Origin of the sequence: Pseudomonas sp. DTU_2021_1001937_2_SI_NGA_ILE_001, assembly GCF_032463525.1 — a bacterium.
In the GTDB taxonomy this organism is placed as follows: domain Bacteria; phylum Pseudomonadota; class Gammaproteobacteria; order Pseudomonadales; family Pseudomonadaceae; genus Aquipseudomonas.
Genome location: NZ_CP135971.1, coordinates 1,696,634 through 1,721,402, shown reverse-complemented (window position 1 = coordinate 1,721,402; position 24,769 = coordinate 1,696,634). Strand labels below are relative to the sequence as shown.

The 24,769-nt window shown below is 63.3% G+C and carries 28 protein-coding genes; 15 read left to right on the top strand and 13 right to left on the bottom strand.

What is annotated here, in order from left to right; translation table 11 throughout:
- Positions 1 to 191 precede the first annotated feature (191 nt).
- Positions 192 to 983 carry a hypothetical protein gene (locus RRX38_RS07090; protein WP_295470075.1) on the bottom strand — a complete coding sequence of 264 codons (792 nt, stop codon included), beginning with the start codon at positions 981 to 983 and terminating at the stop codon, positions 192 to 194.
- Between the two features lie 76 nt (positions 984 to 1,059).
- Positions 1,060 to 2,049, bottom strand: coding sequence for an alpha/beta hydrolase (locus RRX38_RS07085; protein WP_315962049.1), 990 nt, complete (start codon positions 2,047 to 2,049; stop codon positions 1,060 to 1,062).
- 184 nt (positions 2,050 to 2,233) lie between these two features.
- On the opposite strand from RRX38_RS07085, the gene aroC reads away from it, so the two are divergent.
- The 4 genes from aroC to RRX38_RS07065 all read left to right on the top strand — a co-directional run bounded on the left by aroC (position 2,234) and on the right by RRX38_RS07065 (position 6,082).
- Entirely contained in the window at positions 2,234 to 3,325 is a 1,092-nt protein-coding gene (gene aroC, locus RRX38_RS07080) for a chorismate synthase (RefSeq protein WP_315962048.1), read from the top strand.
- Between the two features lie 6 nt (positions 3,326 to 3,331).
- Positions 3,332 to 4,492, top strand: coding sequence for an MFS transporter (locus tag RRX38_RS07075; RefSeq protein ID WP_295470082.1), 1,161 nt, complete (start codon positions 3,332 to 3,334; stop codon positions 4,490 to 4,492).
- 73 nt (positions 4,493 to 4,565) lie between these two features.
- Positions 4,566 to 5,090 carry an acireductone dioxygenase gene (locus RRX38_RS07070; protein WP_315962047.1) on the top strand — a complete coding sequence of 175 codons (525 nt, stop codon included), beginning with the start codon at positions 4,566 to 4,568 and terminating at the stop codon, positions 5,088 to 5,090.
- A 299-nt stretch (positions 5,091 to 5,389) separates the two neighbouring features.
- Positions 5,390 to 6,082, top strand: coding sequence for a helix-turn-helix transcriptional regulator (locus RRX38_RS07065; protein ID WP_315962046.1), 693 nt, complete (start codon positions 5,390 to 5,392; stop codon positions 6,080 to 6,082).
- A gap of 101 nt (positions 6,083 to 6,183) precedes the next feature.
- On the opposite strand, the gene RRX38_RS07060 is transcribed toward RRX38_RS07065, so the two are convergent.
- Positions 6,184 to 6,462: a DUF3509 domain-containing protein gene (locus RRX38_RS07060; protein WP_295470090.1), complete on the bottom strand. Its 279-nt coding sequence runs from the start codon at positions 6,460 to 6,462 to the stop codon at positions 6,184 to 6,186.
- Positions 6,463 to 6,792: 330 nt separating this feature from the next.
- Between RRX38_RS07060 and RRX38_RS07055 the strand changes: the two genes are divergently transcribed.
- Both RRX38_RS07055 and RRX38_RS07050 read left to right on the top strand, forming a co-directional pair.
- Positions 6,793 to 7,320, top strand: a complete 528-nt coding sequence (locus RRX38_RS07055) for an ankyrin repeat domain-containing protein (RefSeq protein ID WP_295470093.1) — start codon at positions 6,793 to 6,795, stop codon at positions 7,318 to 7,320.
- A 70-nt stretch (positions 7,321 to 7,390) separates the two neighbouring features.
- Positions 7,391 to 7,915, top strand: coding sequence for a hypothetical protein (locus RRX38_RS07050; protein WP_295470096.1), 525 nt, complete (start codon positions 7,391 to 7,393; stop codon positions 7,913 to 7,915).
- A gap of 4 nt (positions 7,916 to 7,919) precedes the next feature.
- On the opposite strand, the gene RRX38_RS07045 is transcribed toward RRX38_RS07050, so the two are convergent.
- On the bottom strand, positions 7,920 to 8,846 hold the full coding sequence (locus RRX38_RS07045) for a ZIP family metal transporter (protein ID WP_295470098.1): 927 nt from the start codon (positions 8,844 to 8,846) through the stop codon (positions 7,920 to 7,922).
- Between the two features lie 172 nt (positions 8,847 to 9,018).
- On the opposite strand from RRX38_RS07045, the gene RRX38_RS07040 reads away from it, so the two are divergent.
- The 7 genes from RRX38_RS07040 (at position 9,019) to RRX38_RS07010 (ending at position 16,149) form a co-directional block, all read left to right on the top strand.
- A complete protein-coding gene (locus RRX38_RS07040; RefSeq protein WP_295470101.1) occupies positions 9,019 to 9,210 on the top strand; it encodes a PLD nuclease N-terminal domain-containing protein in 192 nt (63 codons plus the stop codon).
- Between the two features lie 223 nt (positions 9,211 to 9,433).
- The gene (locus tag RRX38_RS07035) at positions 9,434 to 11,515 is read left to right on the top strand and encodes an LTA synthase family protein (RefSeq protein WP_315962045.1); all 2,082 of its coding nucleotides are present in this window, start codon (positions 9,434 to 9,436) and stop codon (positions 11,513 to 11,515) included.
- A gap of 243 nt (positions 11,516 to 11,758) precedes the next feature.
- Complete coding sequence (locus RRX38_RS07030; protein WP_295470107.1) at positions 11,759 to 11,998, top strand: hypothetical protein; 240 nt, start codon at positions 11,759 to 11,761, stop codon at positions 11,996 to 11,998.
- Between the two features lie 194 nt (positions 11,999 to 12,192).
- On the top strand, positions 12,193 to 12,531 hold the full coding sequence (locus RRX38_RS07025) for a ribonuclease E inhibitor RraB (protein ID WP_295470109.1): 339 nt from the start codon (positions 12,193 to 12,195) through the stop codon (positions 12,529 to 12,531).
- 433 nt (positions 12,532 to 12,964) lie between these two features.
- A complete protein-coding gene (locus RRX38_RS07020; RefSeq protein ID WP_315962044.1) occupies positions 12,965 to 14,374 on the top strand; it encodes a circularly permuted type 2 ATP-grasp protein in 1,410 nt (469 codons plus the stop codon).
- A 12-nt stretch (positions 14,375 to 14,386) separates the two neighbouring features.
- On the top strand, positions 14,387 to 15,346 hold the full coding sequence (locus tag RRX38_RS07015) for an alpha-E domain-containing protein (protein WP_295470113.1): 960 nt from the start codon (positions 14,387 to 14,389) through the stop codon (positions 15,344 to 15,346).
- Complete coding sequence (locus RRX38_RS07010; RefSeq protein ID WP_315962043.1) at positions 15,343 to 16,149, top strand: transglutaminase family protein; 807 nt, start codon at positions 15,343 to 15,345, stop codon at positions 16,147 to 16,149. Before RRX38_RS07015 ends, RRX38_RS07010 begins: the two co-directional genes overlap by 4 nt.
- A 45-nt stretch (positions 16,150 to 16,194) precedes the next feature.
- Here the strand turns inward: RRX38_RS07010 and RRX38_RS07005 are convergent, their stop codons facing one another.
- A complete protein-coding gene (locus RRX38_RS07005) occupies positions 16,195 to 16,566 on the bottom strand; it encodes a rhodanese-like domain-containing protein (protein ID WP_315962042.1) in 372 nt (123 codons plus the stop codon).
- Between the two features lie 728 nt (positions 16,567 to 17,294).
- Here RRX38_RS07005 and RRX38_RS07000 point away from each other — a divergent pair.
- On the top strand, positions 17,295 to 18,008 hold the full coding sequence (locus RRX38_RS07000) for an amidotransferase (protein ID WP_315962041.1): 714 nt from the start codon (positions 17,295 to 17,297) through the stop codon (positions 18,006 to 18,008).
- A 239-nt stretch (positions 18,009 to 18,247) separates the two neighbouring features.
- Here RRX38_RS07000 and RRX38_RS06995 read toward each other — a convergent pair whose 3' ends face one another.
- From RRX38_RS06995 to RRX38_RS06980, 4 genes are all read right to left on the bottom strand, one after another.
- Entirely contained in the window at positions 18,248 to 19,219 is a 972-nt protein-coding gene (locus tag RRX38_RS06995) for a magnesium and cobalt transport protein CorA (protein ID WP_295470122.1), read from the bottom strand.
- Positions 19,220 to 19,318: 99 nt separating this feature from the next.
- Complete coding sequence (locus RRX38_RS06990) at positions 19,319 to 20,008, bottom strand: crotonase/enoyl-CoA hydratase family protein (protein WP_315962040.1); 690 nt, start codon at positions 20,006 to 20,008, stop codon at positions 19,319 to 19,321.
- A gap of 112 nt (positions 20,009 to 20,120) precedes the next feature.
- The gene (locus tag RRX38_RS06985) at positions 20,121 to 20,414 is read right to left on the bottom strand and encodes a DUF6388 family protein (RefSeq protein WP_315962039.1); all 294 of its coding nucleotides are present in this window, start codon (positions 20,412 to 20,414) and stop codon (positions 20,121 to 20,123) included.
- 39 nt (positions 20,415 to 20,453) lie between these two features.
- A complete protein-coding gene (locus tag RRX38_RS06980) occupies positions 20,454 to 20,915 on the bottom strand; it encodes a DUF4124 domain-containing protein (protein WP_315962038.1) in 462 nt (153 codons plus the stop codon).
- 139 nt (positions 20,916 to 21,054) lie between these two features.
- Between RRX38_RS06980 and RRX38_RS06975 the strand changes: the two genes are divergently transcribed.
- Positions 21,055 to 21,219, top strand: coding sequence for a DUF6021 family protein (locus RRX38_RS06975; protein WP_295470130.1), 165 nt, complete (start codon positions 21,055 to 21,057; stop codon positions 21,217 to 21,219).
- Positions 21,220 to 21,222: 3 nt separating this feature from the next.
- Here RRX38_RS06975 and RRX38_RS06970 read toward each other — a convergent pair whose 3' ends face one another.
- From RRX38_RS06970 to RRX38_RS06955, 4 genes are all read right to left on the bottom strand, one after another.
- Complete coding sequence (locus tag RRX38_RS06970; protein WP_295470132.1) at positions 21,223 to 21,594, bottom strand: c-type cytochrome; 372 nt, start codon at positions 21,592 to 21,594, stop codon at positions 21,223 to 21,225.
- Between the two features lie 77 nt (positions 21,595 to 21,671).
- On the bottom strand, positions 21,672 to 21,908 hold the full coding sequence (locus RRX38_RS06965) for a hypothetical protein (RefSeq protein ID WP_315962037.1): 237 nt from the start codon (positions 21,906 to 21,908) through the stop codon (positions 21,672 to 21,674).
- 113 nt (positions 21,909 to 22,021) lie between these two features.
- Positions 22,022 to 22,285 carry a hypothetical protein gene (locus RRX38_RS06960; protein ID WP_315962036.1) on the bottom strand — a complete coding sequence of 88 codons (264 nt, stop codon included), beginning with the start codon at positions 22,283 to 22,285 and terminating at the stop codon, positions 22,022 to 22,024.
- Positions 22,286 to 22,364: 79 nt separating this feature from the next.
- Entirely contained in the window at positions 22,365 to 24,179 is a 1,815-nt protein-coding gene (locus RRX38_RS06955; protein ID WP_315962035.1) for a hypothetical protein, read from the bottom strand.
- Positions 24,180 to 24,769 lie beyond the last annotated feature (590 nt).

The following is a 24,769-nucleotide window of genomic DNA, read 5'->3' as shown; positions in this document are numbered from 1 at the left end:
TTCAGCCGCGAAGCGACTGCCTGTTCGCAACGGATGCAGTGAATTTCCTGATGCTTTCGCGGCTAAAGCCGCTCCCACCGGCCACATTCCGCTTAAGCGAACATCTCTCGAGCAAGCTCGCTCCAACAAAAGCCGGGAAGCGCTTAGCCGAACGGTATTGCATCTAGGCCGCGCCTTCCGGGTGAGGCGCCTCAGCGGTGGGTGGCAATCCAGATCAGCAACCCCGCCTGAAACACCGCAAAAGTCACCAGGCAGGCGATGGTGAAGCGCAGGCCGGCGTCGTCGCGGCGGTACTGGTTGACCCGTTCCTCGTGCTTGCGGATGGTCACTTCCTGTTCCTGCAGCCGCTGCTCGGCCTTTTCCAGCATCTGCGCGGCGTCGAGAATCTCGACGATCTGCACCTTTTCGTTGTTCCAGGTGTTGTTCAGGTTACCGACCTGTACTTCGTTGATGCTGCCCTTCATGTGCTGGGCATCGGCATAGCCGACCTGGAAGCCCTGGGTGCGCAGGAAGTGATCGCGGCGCAGGCGGGTGTCTTCGTTCAGCCCGTCTTTGCTGGCCAGCGGGAAGCTGTCGATCTTGTAGCCGGACCAGTGTTTCTGTGCCCAGTGGATGGCGTGGGCCATGATGAAGCGGCCCAGGCCACGGTTCCAGGGTTCGACCTGCAGCCCTGAATCCGGTGCGAAGCGCACGGTGCGGGTCTGATGGTCGGCCCAGACGTCCAGGTGGTTCTGTTCGCGACGCACGCGCTGGCCGGGCAGCTGGATGTTCAGGCGCAGCAGGCTGAGCTCCTTGCTGTGTCGCTCGGCCTTGCCGAGCTGCACGAAGCGCAGTGGCCGCCCGCCGGTGGCGCGATCGGTGGGCAGCGGGGCCAGGCGCAGCATCTGGAAGTGTTCGGGTACAACATCGTCCCACGGCTGTGGCGGTGCGGCGTTGTCATCGGTTTCGGCGGTCTTTTCGACAGCCTCGGTGCTTTCGGTCATGCGTGACGATCCTGTCCAGAGCCCTGGTGGCAGACATCCTGCCAATTGTCTGCGTATCGGCCTGTCGGCCGATTTCTTAAGTTTTCGGCGAAATGGTCGGCAACTGGTCGATGAACTGCACGATCTGCTCGGTCAGTTCACTGGCCAGCGGCAGGTTCGGGTTGCGGTACGAGCGCAACTGCTGCTGCAGGTCCTGCGGCACGATGCGCAGCACGTGGTTCATGCCATCGATCAGTACCAGGCGGGCGTCGGGCCGCGCCTTGTGCAGCCGTTCGGCGTCTTCGACGTTGACCTGGATGTCATGCCGTCCCTGGATGATCAGCGCCGGGACGCGGCTGTCGGCGAAGGCTTGCGCCGGGTCCTGGCGCAGCAGGGAAATCAGGTAGGGCTGCACGCTGGGGCGAAACACCACCTGCAGATCGGGCGGCACCTGGTCGTCGGTACGACCGGCCTTGAGTTCATCGAGCAGCTCCTGGCTGCGCTGCTGCAAGGGGGCCGGCAGGCGCTCGCGCAGTTGTTCGCGCAGCACCTGGTCGACCGGGCGGCCGGTGCCGGCCACGCTGATCAACGCGCTGGCCCCCGCCTGGCGGGCTGCCAGCGAGGCGATCAGCGCGCCTTCGCTGTGGCCGAGCAGAACCAGCGGGCCGAGGCGACTGTCGCTCTTGAGCTGACGGCTCCAGGCCAGTACGTCGGCCACGTAGCGCTCGACGCTGAGATCTCGCTCGTTGGGTGTGGCCGCCTTGCTGGCCGCCACACCGCGCTTGTCATAGCGCACGCTGGCGATGTTATGCCGGGCCAGGGTCACGGCCAGTTGCTTGAGGCTGTCGTTACGCCCGCCCTCGGGGTTGTTGCCGTTGCGGTCGGTCGGGCCGGAGCCCGCCACGATCAGCACCACCGGCACCGGTGTGGTGGCGCGCGGCAGCAGCAGGGTGCCGTACAGGGTGCCGCGGTCGGTCTGCACGCTGATCGGTCGTTGCAACACGCTGGGGGCGGCCTGGGCGGCGCTCAGGACATTGGACAGGCAGAGCACGGTCAGGGCTTGCCGCAGGAATCTTGCGAGATGCATCAGATGGCCATTATTGAGGAGTTGAGCCTTGGACGCGTGGCCTGCCTGAAGGTTCGAGGGTGAACTGCACGGCCAGCCTGCGTATACTGCGCGCCTGCCCAGGGTCTGTACGAAAGGTCGATGATCGTGCTCAGCGATGTTTCGTACACAACCTGATCGAACTGGTCTTTCTCGGAGCCTCTGCATGTCCGGCAACACTTTCGGCAAGCTGTTCACTGTCACCACCGCCGGCGAAAGCCATGGCCCGGCGCTGGTCGCTATCGTCGATGGCTGCCCGCCCGGCGTCGAGCTGTGCGTCGAAGACCTGCAGCGAGACCTGGATCGTCGCAAGCCGGGTACCAGCCGTCACACCACGCAGCGCCAGGAGGCCGACGAGGTCGAGATCCTCTCCGGCGTATTCGAGGGTCGCACCACCGGCACCTCCATCGGCCTGCTGATCCGCAACACCGACCAGAAGTCCAAGGACTATTCGGCGATCAAGGACCTGTTCCGCCCGGCCCACGCCGACTACACCTACCACCACAAGTACGGCGAGCGCGACTACCGTGGCGGTGGCCGCAGCTCGGCGCGCGAGACCGCCATGCGCGTGGCGGCCGGCGCCATCGCCAAGAAGTACCTGGCCAGCCAGGGCATCCGCGTGCGTGGCTACATGAGCCAGCTCGGGCCGATCCCCATCGAATTCAAGACCTGGGACTGCGTCGAGCAGAACGCCTTCTTCTCGCCCGATCCGGACAAGGTGCCCGAGCTGGAAGCCTACATGGACCAGTTGCGTCGTGATCAGGATTCGGTGGGCGCGAAGATCACCGTGGTCGCCGAAGGCGTGATGCCTGGCCTGGGCGAGCCGATCTTCGACCGCCTGGATGCCGACCTGGCCCATGCGCTGATGAGCATCAATGCAGTCAAGGGCGTGGAGATCGGTGCCGGTTTCGCCAGTGTCGCGCAACGCGGTACGGAGCACCGTGACGAGCTGACCCCGGAGGGTTTCCTGTCCAACCAGGCCGGCGGCATCCTCGGCGGTATTTCCTCCGGCCAGCCGATCATCGCGCACCTGGCGCTCAAGCCGACCTCGAGCATCACCACCCCCGGGCGTTCCATCGATGTGCATGGCAACTCGGTGGATGTCATCACCAAGGGCCGGCACGACCCCTGTGTCGGCATTCGCGCCACACCCATCGCCGAGGCGATGATGGCCATCGTGCTGCTCGACCATCTGATGCGCCATCGGGCACAGAACGCCGACGTGCGTGTCGCCACGCCAGTGCTCGGCCAGTTGTAAGGCGCCTTGGCCGAGCCGTCCTCGGGCAGCCTGCCGTACTGGCGGCTGTCCGGCTTCTACCTGTTCTATTTCGCGTTGCTCGGCGCCTCGGCGCCGTTCCTGGCGCTCTATCTGCATTATCTGGGGTTCCCCAGCGCGCGCATTGGCGAGTTGCTGGCCATTCCCATGCTGATGCGCTGCATCGCTCCCAACCTGTGGGGCTGGCTGGGCGACCGCACCGGCCAGCGGCTGGTCATCGTGCGCGCTGGCGCAGCCTGTACCCTGCTGGCCTTTTCGCTGATCCTGGTGGACAAGAGCTACCTCTGGCTGGCCATGGTCATGGCCTTGCACGCGTTCTTCTGGCACGCGATTCTGCCGCAGTTCGAGGTCATCACCCTGGCACACCTGAAGGATCAGCCCTGGCGCTACAGCCAGGTGCGTCTTTGGGGCTCGGTGGGCTTCATGCTCGCCGTCGTGGTGCTGGGGCTGGCCCTGGAGTGGTTCAGCCTGGCGCTCTATCCGTGGATCGTCATGACGATCATGGCCGGTATCGCGCTGGCCAGCTGGCAGGTGCCCAATGCCCAGCCCGCCGTCGATGCCGAGACACATGGCGCCAGCGGTTTCCTGGCTCAGTTGCTGCGTCCAGGCGTGCTGGCGTTCTATGGCAGCGTGGCCCTGATGCAGCTCAGCCACGGGCCTTACTACACCTTCCTGACTCTGCACCTCGAAGCCCTCGGCTACAGCCGCGGAATGATCGGCCTGCTCTGGGCGCTGGGCGTGGTCGCCGAAGTGTTGATGTTCATGGCCATGGGGCGGATCCTGCAGCGTTTTGCGGTACGCCAGGTCCTGATGCTCAGTTTCCTGTTCGCCGCGCTGCGTTGGCTGCTGCTGGGCCAGTGGGCCGACCATCTGCTGGTGCTGCTGCCGGTGCAACTGTTGCACGCCGCCACCTTCGGCAGTTTTCACGCCGCGGCGGTTCATTTCGTGCGCCACAGCTTCGGCGCGCGCCAGCAGGGCCAGGGCCAGGCGTTCTATGCGGCGCTGTCGGGCATCGGTGGGGCGCTGGGTGCGCTGTATTCCGGCTATGCCTGGACCAGTCTGGGGCCTGCCTGGACCTTCGCCATCGCCAGCCTGGCGGCACTGGGTGCCAGCCTGCTGATCCTGTATCTACCGCGCCGGGCCGTCTGATGGTCGCCGGCAACCCGTGTTTCGTTTCGAGCCGGCGGCGACGCCTTCGCTGTGCCGGCCAAGGAGTCCTTCGATGAGCAGCCTGTTCGTTTACTCACTGTCCAGCCCCGAGGTCCCCCTGAAGGTCCTCAACCACCTTGAGGACATCGCCGCGACCCTGGCCGGGCAGGGCATCGGTTTTGCCCGGCGCACGGTGCAGGGGCGGGTGGCGCCGGGTGAACTGGACGCCGCTGCCCAGGCCCAGTTGCAGGCCGCTTGTGCCGAATACGGTCTGAGCGTTCGCCAGGTGGTCAGCCAGGGCGGGCCGCAAGATCCACTCCCGGCTGGCTGGACCGAAGAACATCGCACGCGCACCGACGAACTGCGTTGGTTCCTGGCCGGGCGGGCCATGGTCTATCTGCGCCAGGGTGATTGCGTGCAGGTACTGGTCTGCGAAAAGCATGACCTGCTCCAGCTGCCGGCCGGCACCGCGCACTGGGTCGATAGCGGCGACAACCCTTGCCTGGTTGTGGCCAGGCTGGCTGCCGCGGCCGATGAGCAGGCCGACCAGGCCACCGGTGACGACATCGCCCGGCGTTTCCCGCGCCTGGATTACTGAACCCGTCACTGCCCTGGGCCGGGTGTGTTTCCGCCTGTGCCGGCCGCGTTAGCCGCAATACAGGTCAGCAGGCGTGATCCGGGCCGGTCCCTTTCAGGGTGTCTTGGTCTTTGCAGTAAACGTCGGGCGAGTCCGAGCTTCGGGTAGGACTTGCGTCGTCTGAACGTCAGCAAGTGCTGATTGTTCACCTGGGGGATAAACGGCTTTTCGCTTCATGTAAGTTCGCCGGCTGGATCAACCCGTGTCGTCCGCGCCGCCTTGCAGCGGCGTGACGCCGTGCCAGGACCCGCCGCACGATCATGAACTTACTCGTAAGACAGATGCTGAGCAGTATCGCTGAACCGGATGGCCGTCTGGCCATCGAAAACGCCTTGCACTGGCTGTGTCAGGAGTGCCACTGCACGCTGGCGCTGTTCTATCAGTTCAAGGGGCCCCTGTTGCTGACCTGTGTGGGGGCCAACCTGCCGCCCGCCCAGGCGGACTTCTTCCTCAAGGATTACCCGTTGGCCGATGACCCCGTGGTGCGTCATTGTCGCAACCAGCTCGGCTTCGTCGACTGGCGCGACGCACTGCGGCTGTACCCGGCGCCCCCGAATTATCTGCAGGCGTTGCGCCGAGCTGGGCTGCTGCCTGCGCAGTCCTACGGTTATGCCAGTCATTGCTCGGCCAGTACCGGGGTCATCTCGGTGTGCACGCTGGGCGGTTTGCAACGCCATCTGGATAACGAAGACAAGTACCTGGTCAGCAGCCTGGTACCGGTGCTGCATCTGGTCGGGCGGGGTGTGCCGCTGCGCTCCCAGGCGCTCAGCGAGCGCGAACTGGAGATTCTGCGCTGGGCGCGGGAGGGCAAGACCAACCATGAGATTTCACGTATCCGGGCGGTTTCCGAGTCGACGGTGAAGTATCACTTCAAGGCCATCTACGGCAAGTTGGGAGTGGCCAACCGCGCCCAGGCGGTGGGCGAGGCGTTGTGCCGCGGACTCATTCACTGAGCGGGGGCATTACCCACGGGCAAAAAAAACCGCAGCGCCAAGGCTGCGGTACAAACGAGGGTGTGGAAATGCAGTGGGCGGCGCCGAATGGCGCCATCGACTCAGCGGCTGTGATAGGTCGGCAGGTCGAAACGGTGCTGGCTTTGCAGCATCGAAATGGCTGGCAGCTCGCTGGCTTGTGCGGCGAGGTCGCGACGGATGGCACTGATGACCCATTCCAGTTGCACGGGGGTATGAAGCTGAGCGTAAGACACACAGCGACGAGTCTCCTTGCCTTGCTGGTCACGCAGGGTCAGCAACACGCCGCCGTCTGGGCGAGCCTGGGTGGTGACCTGGTAGTCGGAGAAGACCGAAGCGAATTTTTCCTGAATGAAAGTCATGTCTGGCAGCTCCATTAGTCCAAGCAATGGGAAAACGTTCTGACCTAATGGATTGCAGTGTCTGTGCCAGACTTGATAAATAATTAAATCCTTTAAAATCAATAGCTTAAAAAATCAGCTCAAATCGTGCGTCGTGCAATTTGCATGAATGCCCGTCGGGCATCCTGCATTTTGCCGGTCGTCCCACAACCGCGAAAGGCCGGTAGAGTTCCGCAATCTTCTCTATCAATCTGATAGACGCGACGGTTTTGACGTAGAACGAACCGCCGGTAAGACTGGCGGTCATCTGTTGCAAGACATAGATGCCGGATTCGCCACAAGGAGCGCCACATGACCGATGCACACCCCAACGCCGCCCAGGTAATGACCGATGAAGAAGCCGCCGAGTTCGCTGAGCAGGTCTTCGATGTCGCTCGCCAGGGTGATGCCCTGATGCTCGAGCGCCTGCTGGAGAAGGGCCTGCCGGTCAACCTGCGCAATCACAAGGGCGACACGCTGCTGATGCTGGCCAGTTATCACGGGCATCTGCCAGCGGTGCAGGTGCTGCTGCGTCATAAGGCTGACCCCGAGATTCGTAACGACAACGGCCAGAGCCCGATCGCTGGCGCAGCCTTCAAGGGCGACCTGGCGGTGGTCAAGGCGTTGATCGAGGCCGGTGCCAGCGTCGAGGGGGCCTCGGCCGACGGCCGCACCGCCCTGATGATGGCAGCGATGTTCAATCGCACGGCGATTGTTGACTATCTGCTGGCGCAAGGCGCCGACCCACTGGCGCGTGATGCGCGTGGCGTGACCGCGCTGGGTGCTGCGCAGGCCATGGGCGCTCCGGAGACCGCCGAGCAACTGGCCCGCTTCGGCTGACCCTGACGATGGAGGCGGGCGGGTTTTCCCGTTATCCTGCGCGCCTCTTTTCGCCGGCCGAGGATCCCCCATGAAAGCTTCACTGCTCGAACTCATCAGCAAGATCAGCTCCGGCTGCATGAGCGAGCCGGATATCGAGCGCATTGCCGACGAAGCCGCGCAGGCCTACGCCGACCCGGCAGGTTTCCTGGCGGCCAATCCCGACATCAACTACGACGACAGCTTTCCGATCCCCCTGGGTGAATGGGTGGTGGTGGGCAGCCTGCCGGACACCGTGTTGTTCCAGGCCGACAGTTACATGGACCTGTTCGCGCAGATCGTCGCCTCATTCGGGCCCAGCGTGCCGTTCAACATCAAGCCCAAGCAGTTGGCCAAGACCGAGCCGCTGACCGCCCTGAATCGCATCCAGATCCAGCTTGGCAGCATGAACAAGGAGATGGGCGGCTATGTACTGATGGACTTCAGCCAGCCGCTGGATGACGAACTGCAGGCGGTGCTGGTGTACGGCTGTGACGAACAGCGGGTGCTGGAACTGGCCGCCGAGGTCGGCATTCATGCCGCCCCGGCGCTCAAGGCGCGCCAAGGCGAGGCCTGATCCGTCAGCCCAGCGCGGTATCGAGGAACATCATCACCGCAAAGCCGCCCATCAGGCCCAGGGTGGCCGAGGTCTGGTGGCCATTGCGGTGGGTTTCCGGAATCACCTCGTGGGACACCACGAACAGCATCGCTCCGGCAGCCAGGCCCAGGCTCAGCGGGTAGGCGATGGCAAAACCGCTGGAAATGCCCAGCCCGACCACCGAGCCCAGGGGCTCCATGAGGCCCGAACCGACCGCGACCAGCATGGCCTTGAGCGGCGACAGCCCGGTGGCACGCAGGGCAAGGGCCACTGCCAGGCCTTCAGGAATGTCCTGGATGGCGATGGCACTGGTCAGCGGCAAGCCGACGTTCATGTCGCCACCGGCGAAACTGACGCCGATGGCCATGCCCTCGGGCAGGTTGTGCAGGGTGATCGCCAGTACGAACAGCCAGACCCGGTTGATGCGCTCGGATTCCGGTCCCTGGCGTCCGACGCTCTCGTGTTCGTGGGGGGTGAACTTGTCCAGGCCGAGCATCAGCAGCACGCCAAGGCCCAGGCCGGTGACCACCGTAGCCGCCGCCAGCGGCCCGGTGCCGGTGATCTCCCGCGCGGCATCCAGCCCCGGCAGGATCAGCGAAAAGGAACTGGCGGCGAGCATCATGCCTGCTGCGAAACCGAGCATGATGTCCTGGGTGCGCTGGCTGATGTCGCGCAGTACCACGGCCATGACCGCGCCCAGCGCGGTGGCCAGGAAACCGGCACTGCCGCCCAGCAGCGCGTGGTCGAGGTTGGCCTGGTTGGCGCCATTGAAGGCGTTGTAGAGGCTGGCGACGCCCAGGCCCAGCACGATCAGGATGGCCAGCAGGAAACCCAGGCTGAGCAGGGGAGCGGCCTGGACCTGTGCGGACCAGGTCGAGCGCAGCGAGCGTAGTGGAGCAGGGGCGGGCATGGCAGTGACCTCTTGTAAAACGATGCAGTTCTGGTTTGCGAGCGTTGCGGCGAGCGCTTGGTTCAATGGAAACCTTTCATCGCCGGCAGGTTCTGTAGTGGAACGCTCCTGGCCCGATATACCGGACAGGGGTCTGCCACAGCCTTACCACCTTTGTTCGGGGAGTACCATCATGGGATCGACTTTCAACAGCCTCATCGGCCTGATCATTCTGGCCCTGGATATCTGGGCCATCCTGCACGTGCTCAAGAGCAGCGCCGAGGTGGGCATCAAAATTCTCTGGGTACTGCTCATCGCCCTGTTGCCGGTGCTTGGCCTGATCATCTGGGCGTTGGCCGGACCGCGTGGCAACCTGCGGGTCTGACCGTCGCTCGCCGGTTTCTCGTACAAGACCTAAGCAATTGTGTTCCCACATAATTTTCACATTGCCTGGATCATCATGCGCGGCGATCATCGGCCGCCGTCTTCCTGAAGTCGGCGGTTCCCCTGCGGACCGGCGGTACGCGCATTCGTGATCCTCACGTGTGCGTCCCGTCACGCCGCCAGGGCCTTCCACTACAACCTCGAATCCTGCGGACCTCCTATCCATGGCCAAAACGGACGCCTCTCGGCACGCCCTGTCCCGCCTGCCTGAACCCACGCTCAAGCATCACCTGCTCTATACCCTGCTCAGCGGCCTGGCCCTGATGGTGATGTACACCCTGCTGCGCATCGGCCTGCTGGTGTACAACCGCGAGATGATCGGCGACACGCCGATGTCCACCTTCCTCGAAGCGCTGGCCAATGGCATGCGCTTCGACCTGCGCTTGACCGTCTACCTGCTGATTCCGCTGTTCTTCGCGGTGTTCAGCCTGCGTGCCATGCGTGCGCGAGGGGTGTTCCGTTTCTGGCTGACCTTGGTCGGCAGCCTCACGCTGTTCTTCGGCCTGATGGAGATGGACTTCTACCGGGAGTTCCACCAGCGCCTCAACGGCCTGGTCTTCCAGTACGTCAAGGAAGACCCCAAGACCGTGCTGAGCATGCTCTGGTATGGCTTCCCGGTGGTGCGTTACCTGCTGGCCTGGGCGCTGGTGACCTGGCTGCTGAGCCTGGTGTTCAAGGGTTTCGATCGTCTCGCCCGGCCGCGTCAGGCGCTGGCGTCGAGCGTCGGCGCCTCGGCAGGGGCGCCCTGGTACCTGCGTGCCGGTGTGTTCGTGGTGATCCTGCTGGTCGCTGTGGTCGCTGCGCGTGGCACCCTGCGCCAAGGTCCGCCATTGCGTTGGGGTGATGCCTACACCACCGAGTCGAATTTCGCCAACCAGCTGGGCCTGAACGGCACCCTGACGCTGATCGCCGCCGCCAAGAGTCGCATGTCCGAGGACCGTGACAATATCTGGAAGGCCACCTTGCCGCAGGACCAGGCGCAGCAGACCGTTCGCGACATGCTGCTGACCGCCAACGACAAGCTGGTCGAGGCCGACAAGGCCGCGATTCGCCGTGACTTCACCCCGCCGGCGCAGAACACTCTGCCGATCCGCAACGTGGTGGTCATCCTGCTGGAAAGCTTTGCCGGCCATTCGGTGGGTGCGCTGGGCAGCGATGCCAAGATCACCCCGTACTTCGACAAGCTGGCCGAGGAAGGGCTGCTGTTCGACCACTTCTTCTCCAACGGCACCCACACCCACCAGGGCATGTTCGCCACCATGGCCTGCTTCCCCAACCTGCCGGGCTTCGAATACCTGATGCAGACCCCGGAAGGCAGCCACAAGCTGTCTGGCCTGCCGCAGTTGCTGAGCACCGGGCGTAACTACGACGACGTGTACGTCTACAACGGCGATTTCGCCTGGGACAACCAGTCCGGGTTCTTCAGCAACCAGGGCATGACCAACTTCGTTGGCCGCAACGACTTCGTCAACCCGGTGTTCTCGGACCCCACCTGGGGTGTCTCCGACCAGGACATGTTCGACCGTGGCGCGCAGGAGCTGAAGGCCCGTCAGGGCCAGGGCAAGCCGTTCTACGCCCTGTTGCAGAGCCTGTCCAACCACACGCCTTACGCGCTGCCCAAGGACCTGCCGGTGGAGCGGGTCACCGGCCACGGCTCGCTGGATGAGCACCTGACCGCTATGCGCTATTCCGACTGGGCGCTGGGGCAGTTCTTCGAGAAGGCCAAGAAGGAGCCTTACTACAAGGAAACCCTGTTCGTGGTGCTGGGCGACCATGGCTTCGGCAACAATCGCCAGCTCACCGAAATGGATCTGGGGCGTTTCAACGTCCCGCTGCTGATGATCGCCCCCGGCATCCAGGAGAAGTTCGGCAAGCGCAGCAGCATAGTCGGCACCCAGGTCGACGTGGTGCCGACCATCATGGGCCGCCTGGGCGGCGAAACCCGCCACCAGTGCTGGGGTCGCGACCTGCTGAACCTGCCTGAGGGCGACAAGGGCTTCGGCGTGATCAAGCCTTCCGGCAGCGAGCAGGTGGTCGGCATCCTCAGTGGCAATCGCATCCTCATCGAGCCGGTGGACATGCCGGCCAAGGTGCTGGAGTACCAGCTCGGGGCCCAGCCTTCGGCCGAGGTCATTCCGGATGCACCGGAGACCGACGAGCTCAAGCGTCGCCTGGATAGCTTCATCCAGACCGCGACCAAGAGCCTGTTGGACAACACCGCCGGGGTGGAAGCCAGCAAGAACTGACACCCGCCCCTGACCCCCGCAGGTCGCTGCCAGCCCCGGCAGTCGGCCTGTGGGGCACTTGCGGCCAGCCCTGGTCGTGACCTTCCAGCCCATCTCGCCCGACACATCGGCGGCGCCTGGCATGCAGGTATTGCCAATCGCGTCCCACTCGGCAACATCCGTCGAAAATCCTCTGAACGAACCTGCTGCTGTACCGGTCAAGATCACGTAAGCCGATTGTCTGGCTGTTTTGCGGAGGTTTTGATGAAACAGTGGGCCGTTTCGTATCTGGATAAGGATGGCGTGCAACAACGCCTGACGATGGATTCGTTGCAGCAGCCGACGCATGAGGAGGTTGCCCGCCTGTTGCGCCCCAAGCTGTACCCGCTGGCGACGGAACTGGACCTGAACGATCTGGAAGGACGCAGCGTCGAGCCGACGGTCAAGACGCTGAAGGACTACAACAGTGTCCAGATCATTTCCATCACTGAGGTCTCCGGTTGACGTGCCGTCTGGCGGTCCGGGGATCGCGGAGCTAATCTGCACTTCAGGTCCGTGAGGGCCTGTCCCTGTCGGTAGCGCGTCTGCTGCGGGCCGCTACCGCCCAGCTCCATGCTTGATCGCCTTGCCGTATCCGGGCGCGAGCTCTGTTCGGCGGGCATTGAAACTCTATCTATCGTTGCATAGGAGGACGTTTCATGAGCACAGCCAATCACGAAGACATCAGCAGCCACGTACTGCGCTGCATGAAAGAGGGCGGATTCGATTTCGCCCGTATCCATCCCATCGAGTTCTACGCGGTATTTCCGGATGAGCGAAGGGCCAGGCAGGCTGCCCGGCAGTTTCGCGGCGAGTCGCTCAACGCCCAGGTCAATGAGCGGGAGGATGGCGCCTGGCACCTGCAGGTCAGCAAAGTGATGTATGCCACTTACCACGGCATCGGTGATTTCGAGCAGGACCTGCAGGCGGCCATTTCGCCGCTGGATGGCGAGGTCGAGGGTTGGGGCGTCAAGCATGAGATCCGTCGCCTGAACTGAACCTCCCAGGCAATGCCGCAGCCGTGAAGGCCCGAGCGCAAATCACTCCGCTCGGGCCTTCGTTGTTTCATGGCGGTGCAAGGGCTGCACTCCGGTTCCGGCGGGGCAAAAAAAACCACTGCGAGCAGTGGCTTAAACGGGAAGATTGTCAGTGATTCGTTGCACCACCGTGCTGCCGGGACTTCGCGGTGGCTGCGAGAGGAATTGTGGCTAATTGCTGGCTCCATGAATAATCAATGCTCTCTATATGGCCTATAGTTTTTAGCCACGGCTGCCTGAGAATGAGGCGTGGGGTGTGAAATTGTGCGTCTGGTTGCACGGAAATGGTGCCAGGTAACACTTTCGAATATTCAAGTATTTGAAAAATAACGGTTTATGCCAGTGGCACGGGCTTTGCGATGGCCTTTGTGTCCAGGGTGACAAGGAGTTCGGCATGACCCGTAACTTTTACGATGAGATGTATGACGCGGGCGGGTTGGTCCGTCCGCATTACCGGGAGTTCGCCCGGTGGCTGGAAAATGCCCCTCCTGAACTGCTGGCCCAGCGCCGGCGCGAGGCCGATCTGCTGTTTCACCGTGCAGGTATCACCTTCACGCTCTATGGGGATGAGCAGGGCACCGAGCGGTTGATCCCGTTCGACACCATTCCGCGCAGCATTCCTGCCAGCGAATGGCAGTTGGTGGAGCGTGGCTGCATCCAGCGCGTCAGGGCGCTGAACATGTTCCTTGCCGACCTGTATCACCAACAGCGCATCATCAAGGCGGGCGTGGTGCCGGCTGACCAGGTATTGGCCAATGACCAGTACCAGCTGGCGATGCAGGGCCTGGATCTGCACCGCGACCTGTACTCGCACATTTCCGGGGTCGACCTGGTGCGTGATGCCGACGGTACCTATTACGTCCTGGAAGACAACCTGCGCACGCCCAGCGGCGTGAGCTACATGCTCGAAGACCGCAAGATGATGATGCGTCTGTTCCCCGAGCTGTTCGCCGCGCAGCGCATCGCACCCATCGATCACTACCCGAACCTGCTGCTCGACACCCTGAAAAGCTCCAGCCCGCTGGATAATCCGCGCGTCGTGGTGCTGACGCCCGGGCGCTTCAACAGTGCGTTCTTCGAACATGCCTTCCTGGCGCGAGAGATGGGCGTGGAACTGGTGGAAGGGGCAGACCTGTTCGTGCGTGACGAACGGGTCTTCATGCGTACCACTTCAGGACCGCAACCGGTGGATGTCATCTACCGGCGCCTGGATGACGCGTTCCTCGATCCGCTGGCCTTCAGGCCCGACTCGGTGCTGGGCGTGCCGGGCTTGCTGTCGGCCTACCGCAGCGGCAACGTGGTACTGGCCAATGCCATCGGCACCGGCGTGGCCGACGACAAGTCCATCTACCCCTACGTCACCGACATGATCCGCTTCTACCTCGACGAGGAGCCGATCCTGATGAACGTGCCGACCTGGCAGTGCCGCAAGCCCGATGAGCTGTCCCATGTGCTGGCCAACCTCAAGGACCTGGTGGTCAAGGAGACCCAGGGCTCCGGTGGCTACGGCATGCTGGTCGGCCCGGCAGCCACCAGTGCCGAGATCGAAGCCTTCCGTGCCCGTCTGATCGCCCGGCCACATGCTTATATCGCCCAACCCACCCTGTCCCTGTCGACCTGTCCGACCTTCGTCGAGAACGGCATCGCCCCGCGACACATCGATCTTCGTCCCTTTGTCCTGTCTGGCCGCGAAACCCGCGTGGTGCCCGGCGGGCTCACCCGGGTGGCCTTGCGTGAAGGCTCGCTGGTGGTGAACTCGTCCCAGGGTGGCGGCACCAAGGACACCTGGGTGGTCGAGGATTAAGGATGCCTGCCTATGTTGAGTAGAACTGCCTCAGATCTGTTCTGGATGTCGCGTTACCTGGAGCGGGCGGAAAACCTCGCCCGCATGCTCGACGTCAGTTATTCCCTGTCGCTCATGCCTCAGGACGGGCGCGGCGACGGGCTGGACGAAATCGCCATGCCGCTGCTGATCACCGGCACGCTGGACACCTACAAGGAGCGCCACGGCGCCTTGCACGCCGAACGCATGCTGCATTTCTTCGCCCTCGATGCCAGCAACCCGGCCAGCATCTACAGCTGCCTGGGCGCGGCGCGTGCCTGTGCCCATGCGGTGCGCGGGCGCATCACCGCCGACATGTGGGAGAACATCAACTCCACCTGGCTGGAGATCCGCGGCATTGCGCAGCAGGGCCTGAACCGCTACGGCATGAGCCGTTTCTGCGAGTGGGTCAAGGAGCGCGCGCACCTGTTCCGTGGCGCCACCTACGGCACCATCATGCGGAACGACGCCTTCCGCTTCATTCGCCTGGGGACCTTCATCGAGCGCGCCGACAACACCCTGCGCATGCTCGACGCACGCTATGAAATGCTCGAGTTGCGCGGCTCCCACGTGAAGGCCGCCGCCGACAGCTCGGCCGCTGGCTACTATCAGTGGAGCGCCTTGCTGCGTGCGCTGTCGTGCTTCGAGGCCTATACCGAGCTGTACCGTGAGGCGCCGGGCGCCCGTCACGTGGCCGAGTTGCTGCTGCTGCGTGCCGACACCCCGCGTTCGCTGCTGGCCTGCCTGGAGGAACTCGAAGAAGTGCTTACCAGCCTGCCCGGCGTCAACGGTCGTCCCGCTCAGCGCATGGTCGCCGAGCTGCATGCCCGGCTGCGTTACACCGGCATCGACGAAGTGCTCGAGGCTGGCCTGCATGCCTGGCTGAACGACTTCATTCCCCTGATCGCCGAGCTGGGCGACGCCATTCACACGTCCTATCTGGAGGCCGCATGAGACTCTCGATCAGCCACGAGACCTGCTATCGCTATGAAGCTCAGGTGCGCGCCAGCATCCAGTACCTGCGCCTGACCCCGCACGACAGCGAGCGGCAGAAGATCCTCAGCTGGCAACTGGACCTGCCGCGCGCGGTGCGCGCGCAGATCGACCCCTATGGCAACATCCTGCACGTGCTGACCCTCGATGAGCCCCATGAGTCGATCGTCATCACCGCGCGGGGCCAGGTGGAGATCGATCCCAGCCGCGAAGCCGAGCACGACGACCAGTCACCGTTGCCATTCCTGCGTTACACGCGCTTGACCGAGGCCGACGAAGCCCTGCGGGCGTTCGCCGCCGAACATTGTGCGGCGCGCCGCGACCGGCAGGCACTGAGCGGTTTGATGCAGGCGTTGCACCAGCACATGGTCTACACCCCTGGCGCGACGGAGGTCGATACTCCCGCGGCCCAGGCCTTTGCTGGGCGCACCGGGGTGTGTCAGGACCATACCCATGCGTTTCTGGCCTGTGCCCGCAGCCTGGGCATTGCGGCGCGCTATGTGTCGGGTTACCTGTGCACCCAGGACAGTGAGCACCTGTCCAGCCATGCCTGGGCCGAAGCCTGGCTGGATGACGCCTGGTACAGCTTCGATGTGACCAATCAGCTGTCGGTGCCGGAGCGGCACCTCAAGGTGGCGGTGGGGCTGGATTACCTGGACGCCTGTCCGGTACGCGGCATGCGCCGTGGCGGTGGCTTCGAGCAGATGCACGCCAAGGTGCTGGTCGAGCCGGCACCGCCCATGGGCCAGACACAGCATCAGTGAACAACAGGCCCGGTCGCCAGCAAGGCGGCCCGGGCCTGTCTGCGATCATTCGGCAGGGTCGTCGGTGATGTCGTAGAGCGCGTTGTGCAGCTCTTCGTAGTTACCGCCGTTGATCACGCTCAGATAGCCGGCCTTGTTCAGGCGATCCTGGTACTTGTCGGCTTTTTCGTTGGTGCTGGCGAAGATCACGAATACCGTATTGCGATCGGTCAGCACCTGCTTCATCTGATTGACCAGTCGTACCGGGTCGACCCGCACGGCATTGAGGACGGTGCCGGCGTCGTACTCGATCTGGCTGCGCACGTCCACGGCCAGCCGACCTTCCTTCAGCGCGGCCACAGCCGCGGCCTGGGTCACGTCCCCCGCATGAGCGCTGATGCTCCAGGTCAACACGGCGAGGGCTATCCATCTGTGCATGAGTCTGTCTCCGTTGGTCCTTCCAGACAGGGTGGCACAGACGGTTGCCGACCGACAGGGGTTTGCCGTTTCAGCCGAACAGGCGCGAGAGATTCGGTACGATGAGCACCAGGATGGTTCCGAACAGAATGAGCCCCGCCTGACGAAGTTTCGAATACTTGAACATGGCTGACTGCCTTTTGTTGTTATTCCTGCACAACCCGAAGGGCCGAGAAGCCGAGCTTTTGGCCCACCAGGGGAAGAGTGCTGCGATGGGCAGGTGGGGCGCGTTTTCCTGTCCGCGATCCGCCGGCGCACTAAGCGATGTTGTTGCGCCCTGCCCGGTGGGAAGCTCCGAAAATCGTTGTTGATCTGCGAATCTGCCCACCCCGGCCCCGAAAGGCCATGTAATGACTGATTTAACCTTAGAGCCCGGGTTTCATGAGATTTAGAATGCTTTGATCTTTCGGCTCATGTTTTAAGCTTCAAAAATTATCAAAGATTGTCGGGACCGCAGCCGATGCTTTGGCTAGACGCCTCGCCATTGGCCATACCGTTCGTCTGCTGAGCCGGGTTGTCGCTCGATGGAATCAGGTTGGCAGAAATCCAGCCGTCTGACAGGGGCTGGAAGCGACTCTGCAATACCTGTCGCCGCAATGGGCGTGCGCAATGGCCCTTGCGTTGCCATGGGTATGCGGGCAGGCTGGGCGCGCTGAATCATTTCCCTTTACCGTTTCAGGTTACTTTTCATGTCGTTACGCATCTGCATTCTGGAAACCGACATTCTGCGCCCCGAACTGGTCGACCCCTACCGCGGCTACGGGCACATGTTCGAAGTGCTGTTCTCGGGGCAACCCATCGAGGCGCAGTTCGTCATCCATAACGTCATGCAGGGCGACTACCCGGACGACTCGGAGCGCTTCGATGCCTACCTGGTCACCGGCAGCAAGGCCGACTCGTTTGGCAGTGATCCGTGGATCCAGGTGCTCAAGACCTACCTGCTGGGCCTCTACCAGCGTGGTGAGAAACTGCTGGGCATCTGTTTTGGTCATCAACTGCTGGCCTTGCTGCTGGGCGGCAAGACCGAGCGTGCGACGCAGGGCTGGGGCGTAGGCATTCACCATTACCGGATCGAGCGCTCCGCACCCTGGATGTCACCAGGCCTGGAAACCATGACCCTGTTGATCAGCCATCAGGACCAGGTGACCCGCCTGCCGGAAAACGCCACGGTCATCGCCTCCAGCGATTTCTGCCCGTTCGCGGCCTACCACATCGACGACCAGGTGCTGTGCTTCCAGGGGCATCCGGAGTTCATTCACGACTACTCCAAGGCGCTGATGCACATTCGCCAGGAGTCGCTGGGCAAGGAACTCTATGAAAGGGCCCTGTCGGGCCTGGGTCACGACCATCACGGTCGCGTGGTGGGCGAGTGGATGCTGCGTTTCGTGGCGCAATCGGCCTGACGACCCTGCGCCGGGGCTGCCTCAGGCAGCTCGGTAGGAGCGGCTTTAGCCGCGAAATTGCCAGGAAGCTCAGCGCATCTGCTGTGAACATGCGGTCGTTTTGCGGCTAAAGCCAATACTGGTCAGTTCCGGCCGTGGGAGCGAGCTTGCTCGCGAAGGCTGCGTCACGTTCACAGCAAACTCAGCGCCTTCGACAGCTTTTCGCGAGCAAGCTCGCCCCCACAAAGCCGCAAAGCGCTCTACAGCCAGCCCGAACGCTTGAAGCTGGCAAACAGCCCGGCACAACCGCCGACGATGACCCCCAGCACGATGAAGTAGCCGTAGTGCCAGCTCAGCTCCGGCATGTTCTCGAAGTTCATTCCGTAGATGCCCGCGATGGCCGTGGGGAAGGCCAGGATCGCTGCCCAGGCGGCGAACTTGCGCTGGATGAAACCCTGCCGTGAAGACTCCAGCAAAAGGCCGATCTCGATGGTCTGGCTGGCCAAGTCACGCAGGTTGGCCAGGTCTTCCATCTGCCGCTTGACGTGGATTTCCACGTCGCGGAAGTATGGCCGCATGTTCTTGTCGATGAACGGGAAGCTGAGCTTCTGCAGTTCTTCGCCCACTTCCACCATGGGCGCCAGGTAGCGCCATAGGCGCAGCAGGTCACGACGCAGGCCATGGATGCGCTGGATGTGCGCATCGCTCATGGCACCGGCCAGCACGCTCTGCTCCAGCTCTTCGAGTTCGCAATGAATGGCCTCGGCCACCGGCTGGTAGTTCTCGGTGACGAAGTCCAGCAGTGCGTACAGGACGAAGTCCTCGCCGTGCGACAGCAGCAGCGGCCGGGCTTCGCAGCGTTGGCGTACGGCGCTGTAGGACTTGGAATGGCCATTGCGCGAAGTGATCACATAGCCCTTGCCGGCGAAGATATGGGTTTCGATGAACACCAGCTTGCCGGCCTCGCGCACCGGTGCATAGGTGACGATGAACAGCGCGTCGCCGAAGGTTTCCAGCTTGGGCCGGCTGTGTACCTCAAGGGCATCCTCGATGGCCAGCTCGTGCAGGTTGAACTGCTTCTTGAGGCTGGCCAGTTCATGCGGGTCGGGCTGTTCCAGGCCGATCCAGACGAAGTGGCCCGGCTTGGCGGCCCAGGCTGCACCTTCTTCAAGGGTGATGTCGCTGACTTTCCTGCCTGCGCTGTAAACCGCTGCTGCAACTACTCGGCCCATGTCGGTATCGCTTCTTTCGCAAGGATGCTGGAGAGGAGGCGGCGCGGGGCGTGGCCGCGCGCCGGTTGTTCAGAGTATGGCTGGGGCCAGGAGTTCGTTTCAGGCCAGATGCTGGCGGTCCTGCTCGATGGCGGCGTCCAGGGTTTCGAGGAAGGCGCGGCGGGCCTTGAGCTTGGTCTGCCGATGGGCATTCATGTTGAGCTTCTTGAGGTTGCCGGCCACCTGGCGAGCGGTCTCCAGCAACTGCTCCGCGGCCACGACCTGATCGAAGAAGCCGGCCTCCCGCGCCGCTTCCGGGCTGAACATCTCGGCGTTGATCACCGCGCGGTGGAAGGCTGACTTGCGCAGCCGGTCGCGGGCCAGCTCGATGCCCGCATGGTGCATGGTCATGCCGATCTGCACTTCGTTGAGGCCGATCTGGAAGGGGCCGGCGGCACCGATGCGGTAGTCCGCCGACAGCAGCAGGAAGGCGCCCTTGGCCACCGCATGACCGGGACAGGCGACGATGACCGGGAAGGGGTGCGACAACAGGCGGCGGGCCAGGGTCGAACCCTGGGCGACCAGGGCGATGGCGGCCTCGGGGCCGGCGGTCATCACCTTGAGGTCGTAGCCGCCGGAGAGGATGCCCGGCTGGCCGGTGAGGATCACTACGGCTCGGTCTTTCTCGGCCTGATCCAGCGCGGCATTGAGCGCGTCGATCAGCGCCGGTGAGATGGCGTTGACCTTGCCGTTGCTGAGGGTCAGCGTGGCGATGCCGTCGTCGAACTGATAGGAGAGCAGGTCACTCATGGAACGGTTCCTTCTGGGCGTGATGGGCAGACGTTACGCATACCCCGCGCGCAGGTAAAGAACTGACTCACGGGTCACCGAAGGCCCGGTCGGCCACGCCTGCAGCCGTGGGTCACGGCTGGATATCGTTGAACGAGCAATATTCTTCCCAGTCCATGCCCAGTGCTTCGGCAACCTGTCGGTGTGCCTCCAGGCGCATGGCCTGACGTTGCTCGGGAGACTCGGCGATCAGTTCGATGGCCAGTTCCCAGGGCTCGATACCCTGTTCCTCGGCGGTGTCCTCGAAGGCCCATTGCACCTGCTGCGCCTGCTCGCGTTCGCTCAGCGCGGCGATTTCATCCTTGAGGGTCGGGTGGTCGGCGAGGTAGCGGGCCAGGGCGGCTTGTTGCCAGTCGTTGAGGTTCATTCCAGGCGTCCTTCGGCTATTGGCTGGGCAAAGGCGCCATTATGGGTTTCGCAGGCTGCCTGGCAAGCCCGGCGGGATCGCCGCACCGGTTGCGGCGGCCCTGCGCAGCGCTTCGGCAAAGGATGACTGGCCGGCCGAGGGGTCGAAGCAGCCACTTTCGTAGAAAGGGCTGACGCATTGCGAGGCGACCGTAGGAGGCGGCAGGCGGCTGACCTGCAGCTTCTTGTAGTTCTCGCCTTCGATGACCTTGACGTTGGCCTTGCCAGGAATCTGCAGGTTCTTGATCGCCCGCTGATAGACCTCCTGGATATGCTCGCGCGGGATATCCGGCGTCGCCAATGGCGGGCCGCCGCGCTGCACGGTGGTTTCGCCCTTGCCGGGTTCGCAGGGGACCGCGGCGAAGCTCACATGACCTTCGGCAGAGGTGCATTTGTAGATATCGGCGCAGGCGGGCAGGGCGGTGGCCAGCAGCCAGATGGCCAGAAACGAATGACGTGACATGAATTCCCTCCGTGGATGGCGCAAGGCTAGCACTGGGCGCAAGTGCCAGACAACGGCCTACCGTTCGTCCATCCGGGGTGCACCTTCATGACCCGGGCGGCTCACAGTCTTACAACGCCCATCATGTTGCGGAGGTTGCATGTCTGCTCGAACCCCTGATACCCACAAGCCTGACGACCTGGATTTCGATCATGAGTCGCCCGACCTCGAAGACCCGCAGGTCGACCCGCCGGCACCTGCCGATGCGCCGAACGATCGCCAGCCCAAGGACGACTATCCGCCCTACGACACGCCAGAACGCTGAGGGTCAGGGGTTGGCCTGCAGGTACTCCAGCAGGTCCTCCATGCGCTGGTCATTGCCCAGCCACCAGAGTTTCATGCGCGTGTCGGGCACCATGCCGCTGGGGTCCTTGACGAAACGGGCGATGTTCTCACGGGTCCAGACGATCCCGGAGTTAAGCATCGCCTCGGTGTACTTGTAGTCGTCGGTGTGCCCCGCCTGGCGGCCAATGACCCCATTGAGCTGGGGGCCGAACGCCGCCCGTGCGTAGGGGCCGATCTTGTGGCAGCCCGAGCACAGCTTGGTGAATACTGCCTTGCCGGCTTCGGCATCGCCGGCAGCCTGGGCAAGGCCCACAGGCAGCAGCATCAGCAGGATGAGTAAGCAATTCTTGATCATGGCATCCGGACAGCCCTTGGCATCAGGCCGAGGATGCTACCCCAGGCGCAGCATCAGGAAAACTTCGGTGATGCCGCTTACTTGCGCATGACCGGGTGGCCGAGAGGCGTTGCGGGTCGCCAGTGCTTACCGTCCTTGTTCATCGTCCATGGGTTGAAGAACGCTCGCTCCGGCAGGGGTTCGCTGAACGGGCGACAGCCCAGGCGCTGACGCTCGGCACGGCGCCAGGCTCGATGCCAGCGGGCCTTGTCCCAGGCTTCGGAAGTCGCAGAGGTGATGGGAAAGATCGGCGTGTGGCGCAGGCTTCGGCTCATGGCGGTTTCCAGGTGCTGGAGCGCGCCAGTCGCGCACTCGCCCCGAACCAAGCGGAGCCGCACAGGTTAACAAAGCGCCTGCCGCCCGGCCACGCCAGCACGACCTGCGGCGATCAGAGGTCCTTCTTGACCTCTTTGTCGACATGCTTGTCGGCCTTGTGACGCTCGTCATCGGCGTGCCTGGCAGCTTTGTCCACTTCGCTGGCATCGTGCTTCACGCCCTTGTCGACTTCCTTGGCGTCATGATCCACGCCCTTGTCCAGCTCGCGGTTATCGTGGCGCACGCCTTTTTCCAGTTCGTTTTCGGCAATGGCCACCGAGGGCAGCGCGGCGGCCAATACGAACACCGCCAGCAGGGATATGACCGATCTGCGCATGATCTACTCCTTGTCTCGACTGCCGGCCCGTCGCGGGCCGCTCCGAATTCACCCTAGAACAGATTTCTAAACCGAACGGTCATTTCGTCGGAATGCGGGCTCTGGAGTAATAAAGACGCTGGTTTTCCCCGGGTTCCAGAAAAGCTGCGGCGTTCTGCATGTCCGGCAGACCCGGCAGCAGGGTCTGCTCCAGAGAGGGCGGCGCGGCGACCTGCAGGCGACCTGTTATATGCAGCAGGTACAGGTGTTCATCGCTCAGCCCCTGCAGTTGCGCGGCCAGGAACTCGCCTGGCAGCCAGGTCACCTCGCCGCTGGCGGCATCCAGCAACGCCAGCCGGTGGGGCGCTGCTGGCGGCGGGGCATAGGCCACCAGGGCGATCTGTTGGCCTTTGGGGCTGATCCGATGGTCGAGCAGCCATTCACCGGGCAGCGCCTGGCTCCCCAGATAACAGCGATACACCGGCCAGGACAGGGCTTCGTCCACGTAGAGACGCTGCCACTCCAGGCGTTGTCCGCCCGCCAGGGGCGCGCTCTGCACTCGTTCCTGAGTCGGCTCGTGCAGCGAGGCGCGCTGAATGATTCGCGGTTGTTCGAACACCTTGCCGTCGATTTCCAAGGCGCTGGCAGTCAGGCCGCTCAGCGTGCCGTGCTCATCATCGGCGAGGTAGGGTTGCATGAGTTCCCATGCAACGCCGAGGTGGTCGCTGTCCAGCTGGGCGTCGCCCTGTGCCAGCGCGCGTGGCATGTAGTCGGCAAGATCGGTCAGTGGCGGCAGGCGTCTCCACTCGCGGTCCCAGACCCACCAGTGGCTCTGCCGATCATCGCCCTGGCTGGCCAGGCAGGCCAGGGCAAGGCCGTCGGCGCGCCAGGCCACCTTGGGGAACTGCATGGACAGGCGCAGACCACTGGGCTGCCCGTCGACGCTGATCTGCGCCTCCGGGTACCACAACGGATCCAGCGGATTCTCCAGCACGGTGAGGTCATCCGGTATGCATGGGCGCCAGGTGAACGACGGGCCACCAGCCTGCGGTGGTGCAGGAAAGGCCTGTTCCTGGCGCTGCTGCAGGTATTGCCACTGGTCGTTGGCGATTTTCAGGCCCGCCACTTCATGCATCTGGTGGGTCTGGCCGTGGGCGATAAGCTCGTCGATCTGCGCCGCCCAGGCGCTGTCGTCGGTCAGCGGGCTCTGCCGTCCGATAATGGTGGTGTCGCTGACTTCGTCGATCTCCCAGAAGCGACTCTGTACGTCGCAGACATGCAGCAGGCCGAGCTGCCGGTCGAGAATCAGCAGCGGCCAGTCCGTGCGCGACGGCGCAGGGGTCACGAAGTAGCGCCCGTCCGGGGAGAAGGCGGTGGAGGCTCCGCCGCCGTTGATCACGCTGCCGTCCGGCAGCAGGTAGTCGCACACCGCCGGCCCGCCCATGACGAACTCGCTGCACTGCAGTACGCGCACCGCTTCACCTTGCGGTGTCACCGGCGCTGGCCCACTCCAGGCGCTGGTGCCCGGCCTGGCGGTGGAGCGCGTGCGGGTCAGGCCCGGGCCTTGCGGCGGTGTCTTGAAGGTCAGCCCCGCCAGCCGCTTCCAGCCTTCATGCACCAGCAGCAGGACCACGAAGCACAGCACCCCGGCCAGCCCCGGCGACACCAGGTTGGCAACCAGCGCACTCAACCCCAGGCAGCTACCCAGCACCCACACGAAAGTGCCGTTCACCTCGCCGGTGATGCGGTTCTCCAGCCACTCGGCCAAGTGCGCGCCCAGCCAGTAGGCGAGCACCAGCAGCGGCGGCAGGAAAAACGGAATGATGAACGGCACCACCAGCAGCGCCAGGTTGAACAGCAGTTTGGCGATCAGGACGAGCAGCGAGTCGTCATCCTTATAGGGGCGTTCGAGCATGGTGCAGGGGACCTTGTGCCCAGGGCGGGTGCATCCTCATCAAGGGATGCATGATTCGCGGATCATAGCCGCGAGCGGGGCAGAGGCGGAAGCGGCGGGCTGCATAGGCATGAACAAAAAGCCCCGGACTTTGCAGGCCGGGGCTTTTGTCTACATCGAATTTGGCGGTGAAAGAGGGATTCGAACGTTGTAAGCCGCGTCGCCCAGGCGCGCAAGTCCTGTATTTACGGGGCTTTGGCGGGGTAGGGCGGGCGTGTGAGTGTTCCCAGCGTGTTCCCATGGATGTGCATGCGTGAGGTAGGGAGAACGGCCGAAACGGGCATTTCCGGCGTTTTATGTTGACCCCTCAAAAAAAGGTAATTTTGGTAATTGTGTTTTGACAAAGGTCTACATACCTTACAGCTCAAGGGATACGGAGGGATAGAAGAAGGAAATAAATTGGTAATAAGTTAGTAAGTCGATTACCTATCCTGACGTGACATCTATAAAAATAAAAAACCTTATAAAACAGAGTCTTACGCTTGGATTACCTTTTGCCTTACCTCTAGTTACCCTTCGTGGTAATTACCGCAGACCACGTAAATCAAGGC

Bases quoted from the DNA above. Each gene is read 5' to 3' on its own strand.
- RRX38_RS07090 (WP_295470075.1), bottom strand. From the start codon at position 983: ATGACCGAAAGCACCGAGGCTGTCGAAAAGACCGCCGAAACCGATGAC.
- RRX38_RS07085 (WP_315962049.1), bottom strand. From the start codon at position 2,049: ATGCATCTCGCAAGATTCCTGCGGCAAGCCCTGACCGTGCTCTGCCTG.
- aroC (WP_315962048.1), top strand. From the start codon at position 2,234: ATGTCCGGCAACACTTTCGGCAAGCTGTTCACTGTCACCACCGCCGGC.
- RRX38_RS07070 (WP_315962047.1), top strand. From the start codon at position 4,566: ATGAGCAGCCTGTTCGTTTACTCACTGTCCAGCCCCGAGGTCCCCCTG.
- RRX38_RS07065 (WP_315962046.1), top strand. From the start codon at position 5,390: ATGAACTTACTCGTAAGACAGATGCTGAGCAGTATCGCTGAACCGGAT.
- RRX38_RS07060 (WP_295470090.1), bottom strand. From the start codon at position 6,462: ATGACTTTCATTCAGGAAAAATTCGCTTCGGTCTTCTCCGACTACCAG.
- RRX38_RS07055 (WP_295470093.1), top strand. From the start codon at position 6,793: ATGACCGATGCACACCCCAACGCCGCCCAGGTAATGACCGATGAAGAA.
- RRX38_RS07050 (WP_295470096.1), top strand. From the start codon at position 7,391: ATGAAAGCTTCACTGCTCGAACTCATCAGCAAGATCAGCTCCGGCTGC.
- RRX38_RS07045 (WP_295470098.1), bottom strand. From the start codon at position 8,846: ATGCCCGCCCCTGCTCCACTACGCTCGCTGCGCTCGACCTGGTCCGCA.
- RRX38_RS07040 (WP_295470101.1), top strand. From the start codon at position 9,019: ATGGGATCGACTTTCAACAGCCTCATCGGCCTGATCATTCTGGCCCTG.
- RRX38_RS07035 (WP_315962045.1), top strand. From the start codon at position 9,434: ATGGCCAAAACGGACGCCTCTCGGCACGCCCTGTCCCGCCTGCCTGAA.
- RRX38_RS07030 (WP_295470107.1), top strand. From the start codon at position 11,759: ATGAAACAGTGGGCCGTTTCGTATCTGGATAAGGATGGCGTGCAACAA.
- RRX38_RS07025 (WP_295470109.1), top strand. From the start codon at position 12,193: ATGAGCACAGCCAATCACGAAGACATCAGCAGCCACGTACTGCGCTGC.
- RRX38_RS07020 (WP_315962044.1), top strand. From the start codon at position 12,965: ATGACCCGTAACTTTTACGATGAGATGTATGACGCGGGCGGGTTGGTC.
- RRX38_RS07015 (WP_295470113.1), top strand. From the start codon at position 14,387: ATGTTGAGTAGAACTGCCTCAGATCTGTTCTGGATGTCGCGTTACCTG.
- RRX38_RS07010 (WP_315962043.1), top strand. From the start codon at position 15,343: ATGAGACTCTCGATCAGCCACGAGACCTGCTATCGCTATGAAGCTCAG.
- RRX38_RS07005 (WP_315962042.1), bottom strand. From the start codon at position 16,566: ATGCACAGATGGATAGCCCTCGCCGTGTTGACCTGGAGCATCAGCGCT.
- RRX38_RS07000 (WP_315962041.1), top strand. From the start codon at position 17,295: ATGTCGTTACGCATCTGCATTCTGGAAACCGACATTCTGCGCCCCGAA.
- RRX38_RS06995 (WP_295470122.1), bottom strand. From the start codon at position 19,219: ATGGGCCGAGTAGTTGCAGCAGCGGTTTACAGCGCAGGCAGGAAAGTC.
- RRX38_RS06990 (WP_315962040.1), bottom strand. From the start codon at position 20,008: ATGAGTGACCTGCTCTCCTATCAGTTCGACGACGGCATCGCCACGCTG.
- RRX38_RS06985 (WP_315962039.1), bottom strand. From the start codon at position 20,414: ATGAACCTCAACGACTGGCAACAAGCCGCCCTGGCCCGCTACCTCGCC.
- RRX38_RS06980 (WP_315962038.1), bottom strand. From the start codon at position 20,915: ATGTCACGTCATTCGTTTCTGGCCATCTGGCTGCTGGCCACCGCCCTG.
- RRX38_RS06975 (WP_295470130.1), top strand. From the start codon at position 21,055: ATGTCTGCTCGAACCCCTGATACCCACAAGCCTGACGACCTGGATTTC.
- RRX38_RS06970 (WP_295470132.1), bottom strand. From the start codon at position 21,594: ATGATCAAGAATTGCTTACTCATCCTGCTGATGCTGCTGCCTGTGGGC.
- RRX38_RS06965 (WP_315962037.1), bottom strand. From the start codon at position 21,908: ATGAGCCGAAGCCTGCGCCACACGCCGATCTTTCCCATCACCTCTGCG.
- RRX38_RS06960 (WP_315962036.1), bottom strand. From the start codon at position 22,285: ATGCGCAGATCGGTCATATCCCTGCTGGCGGTGTTCGTATTGGCCGCC.
- RRX38_RS06955 (WP_315962035.1), bottom strand. From the start codon at position 24,179: ATGCTCGAACGCCCCTATAAGGATGACGACTCGCTGCTCGTCCTGATC.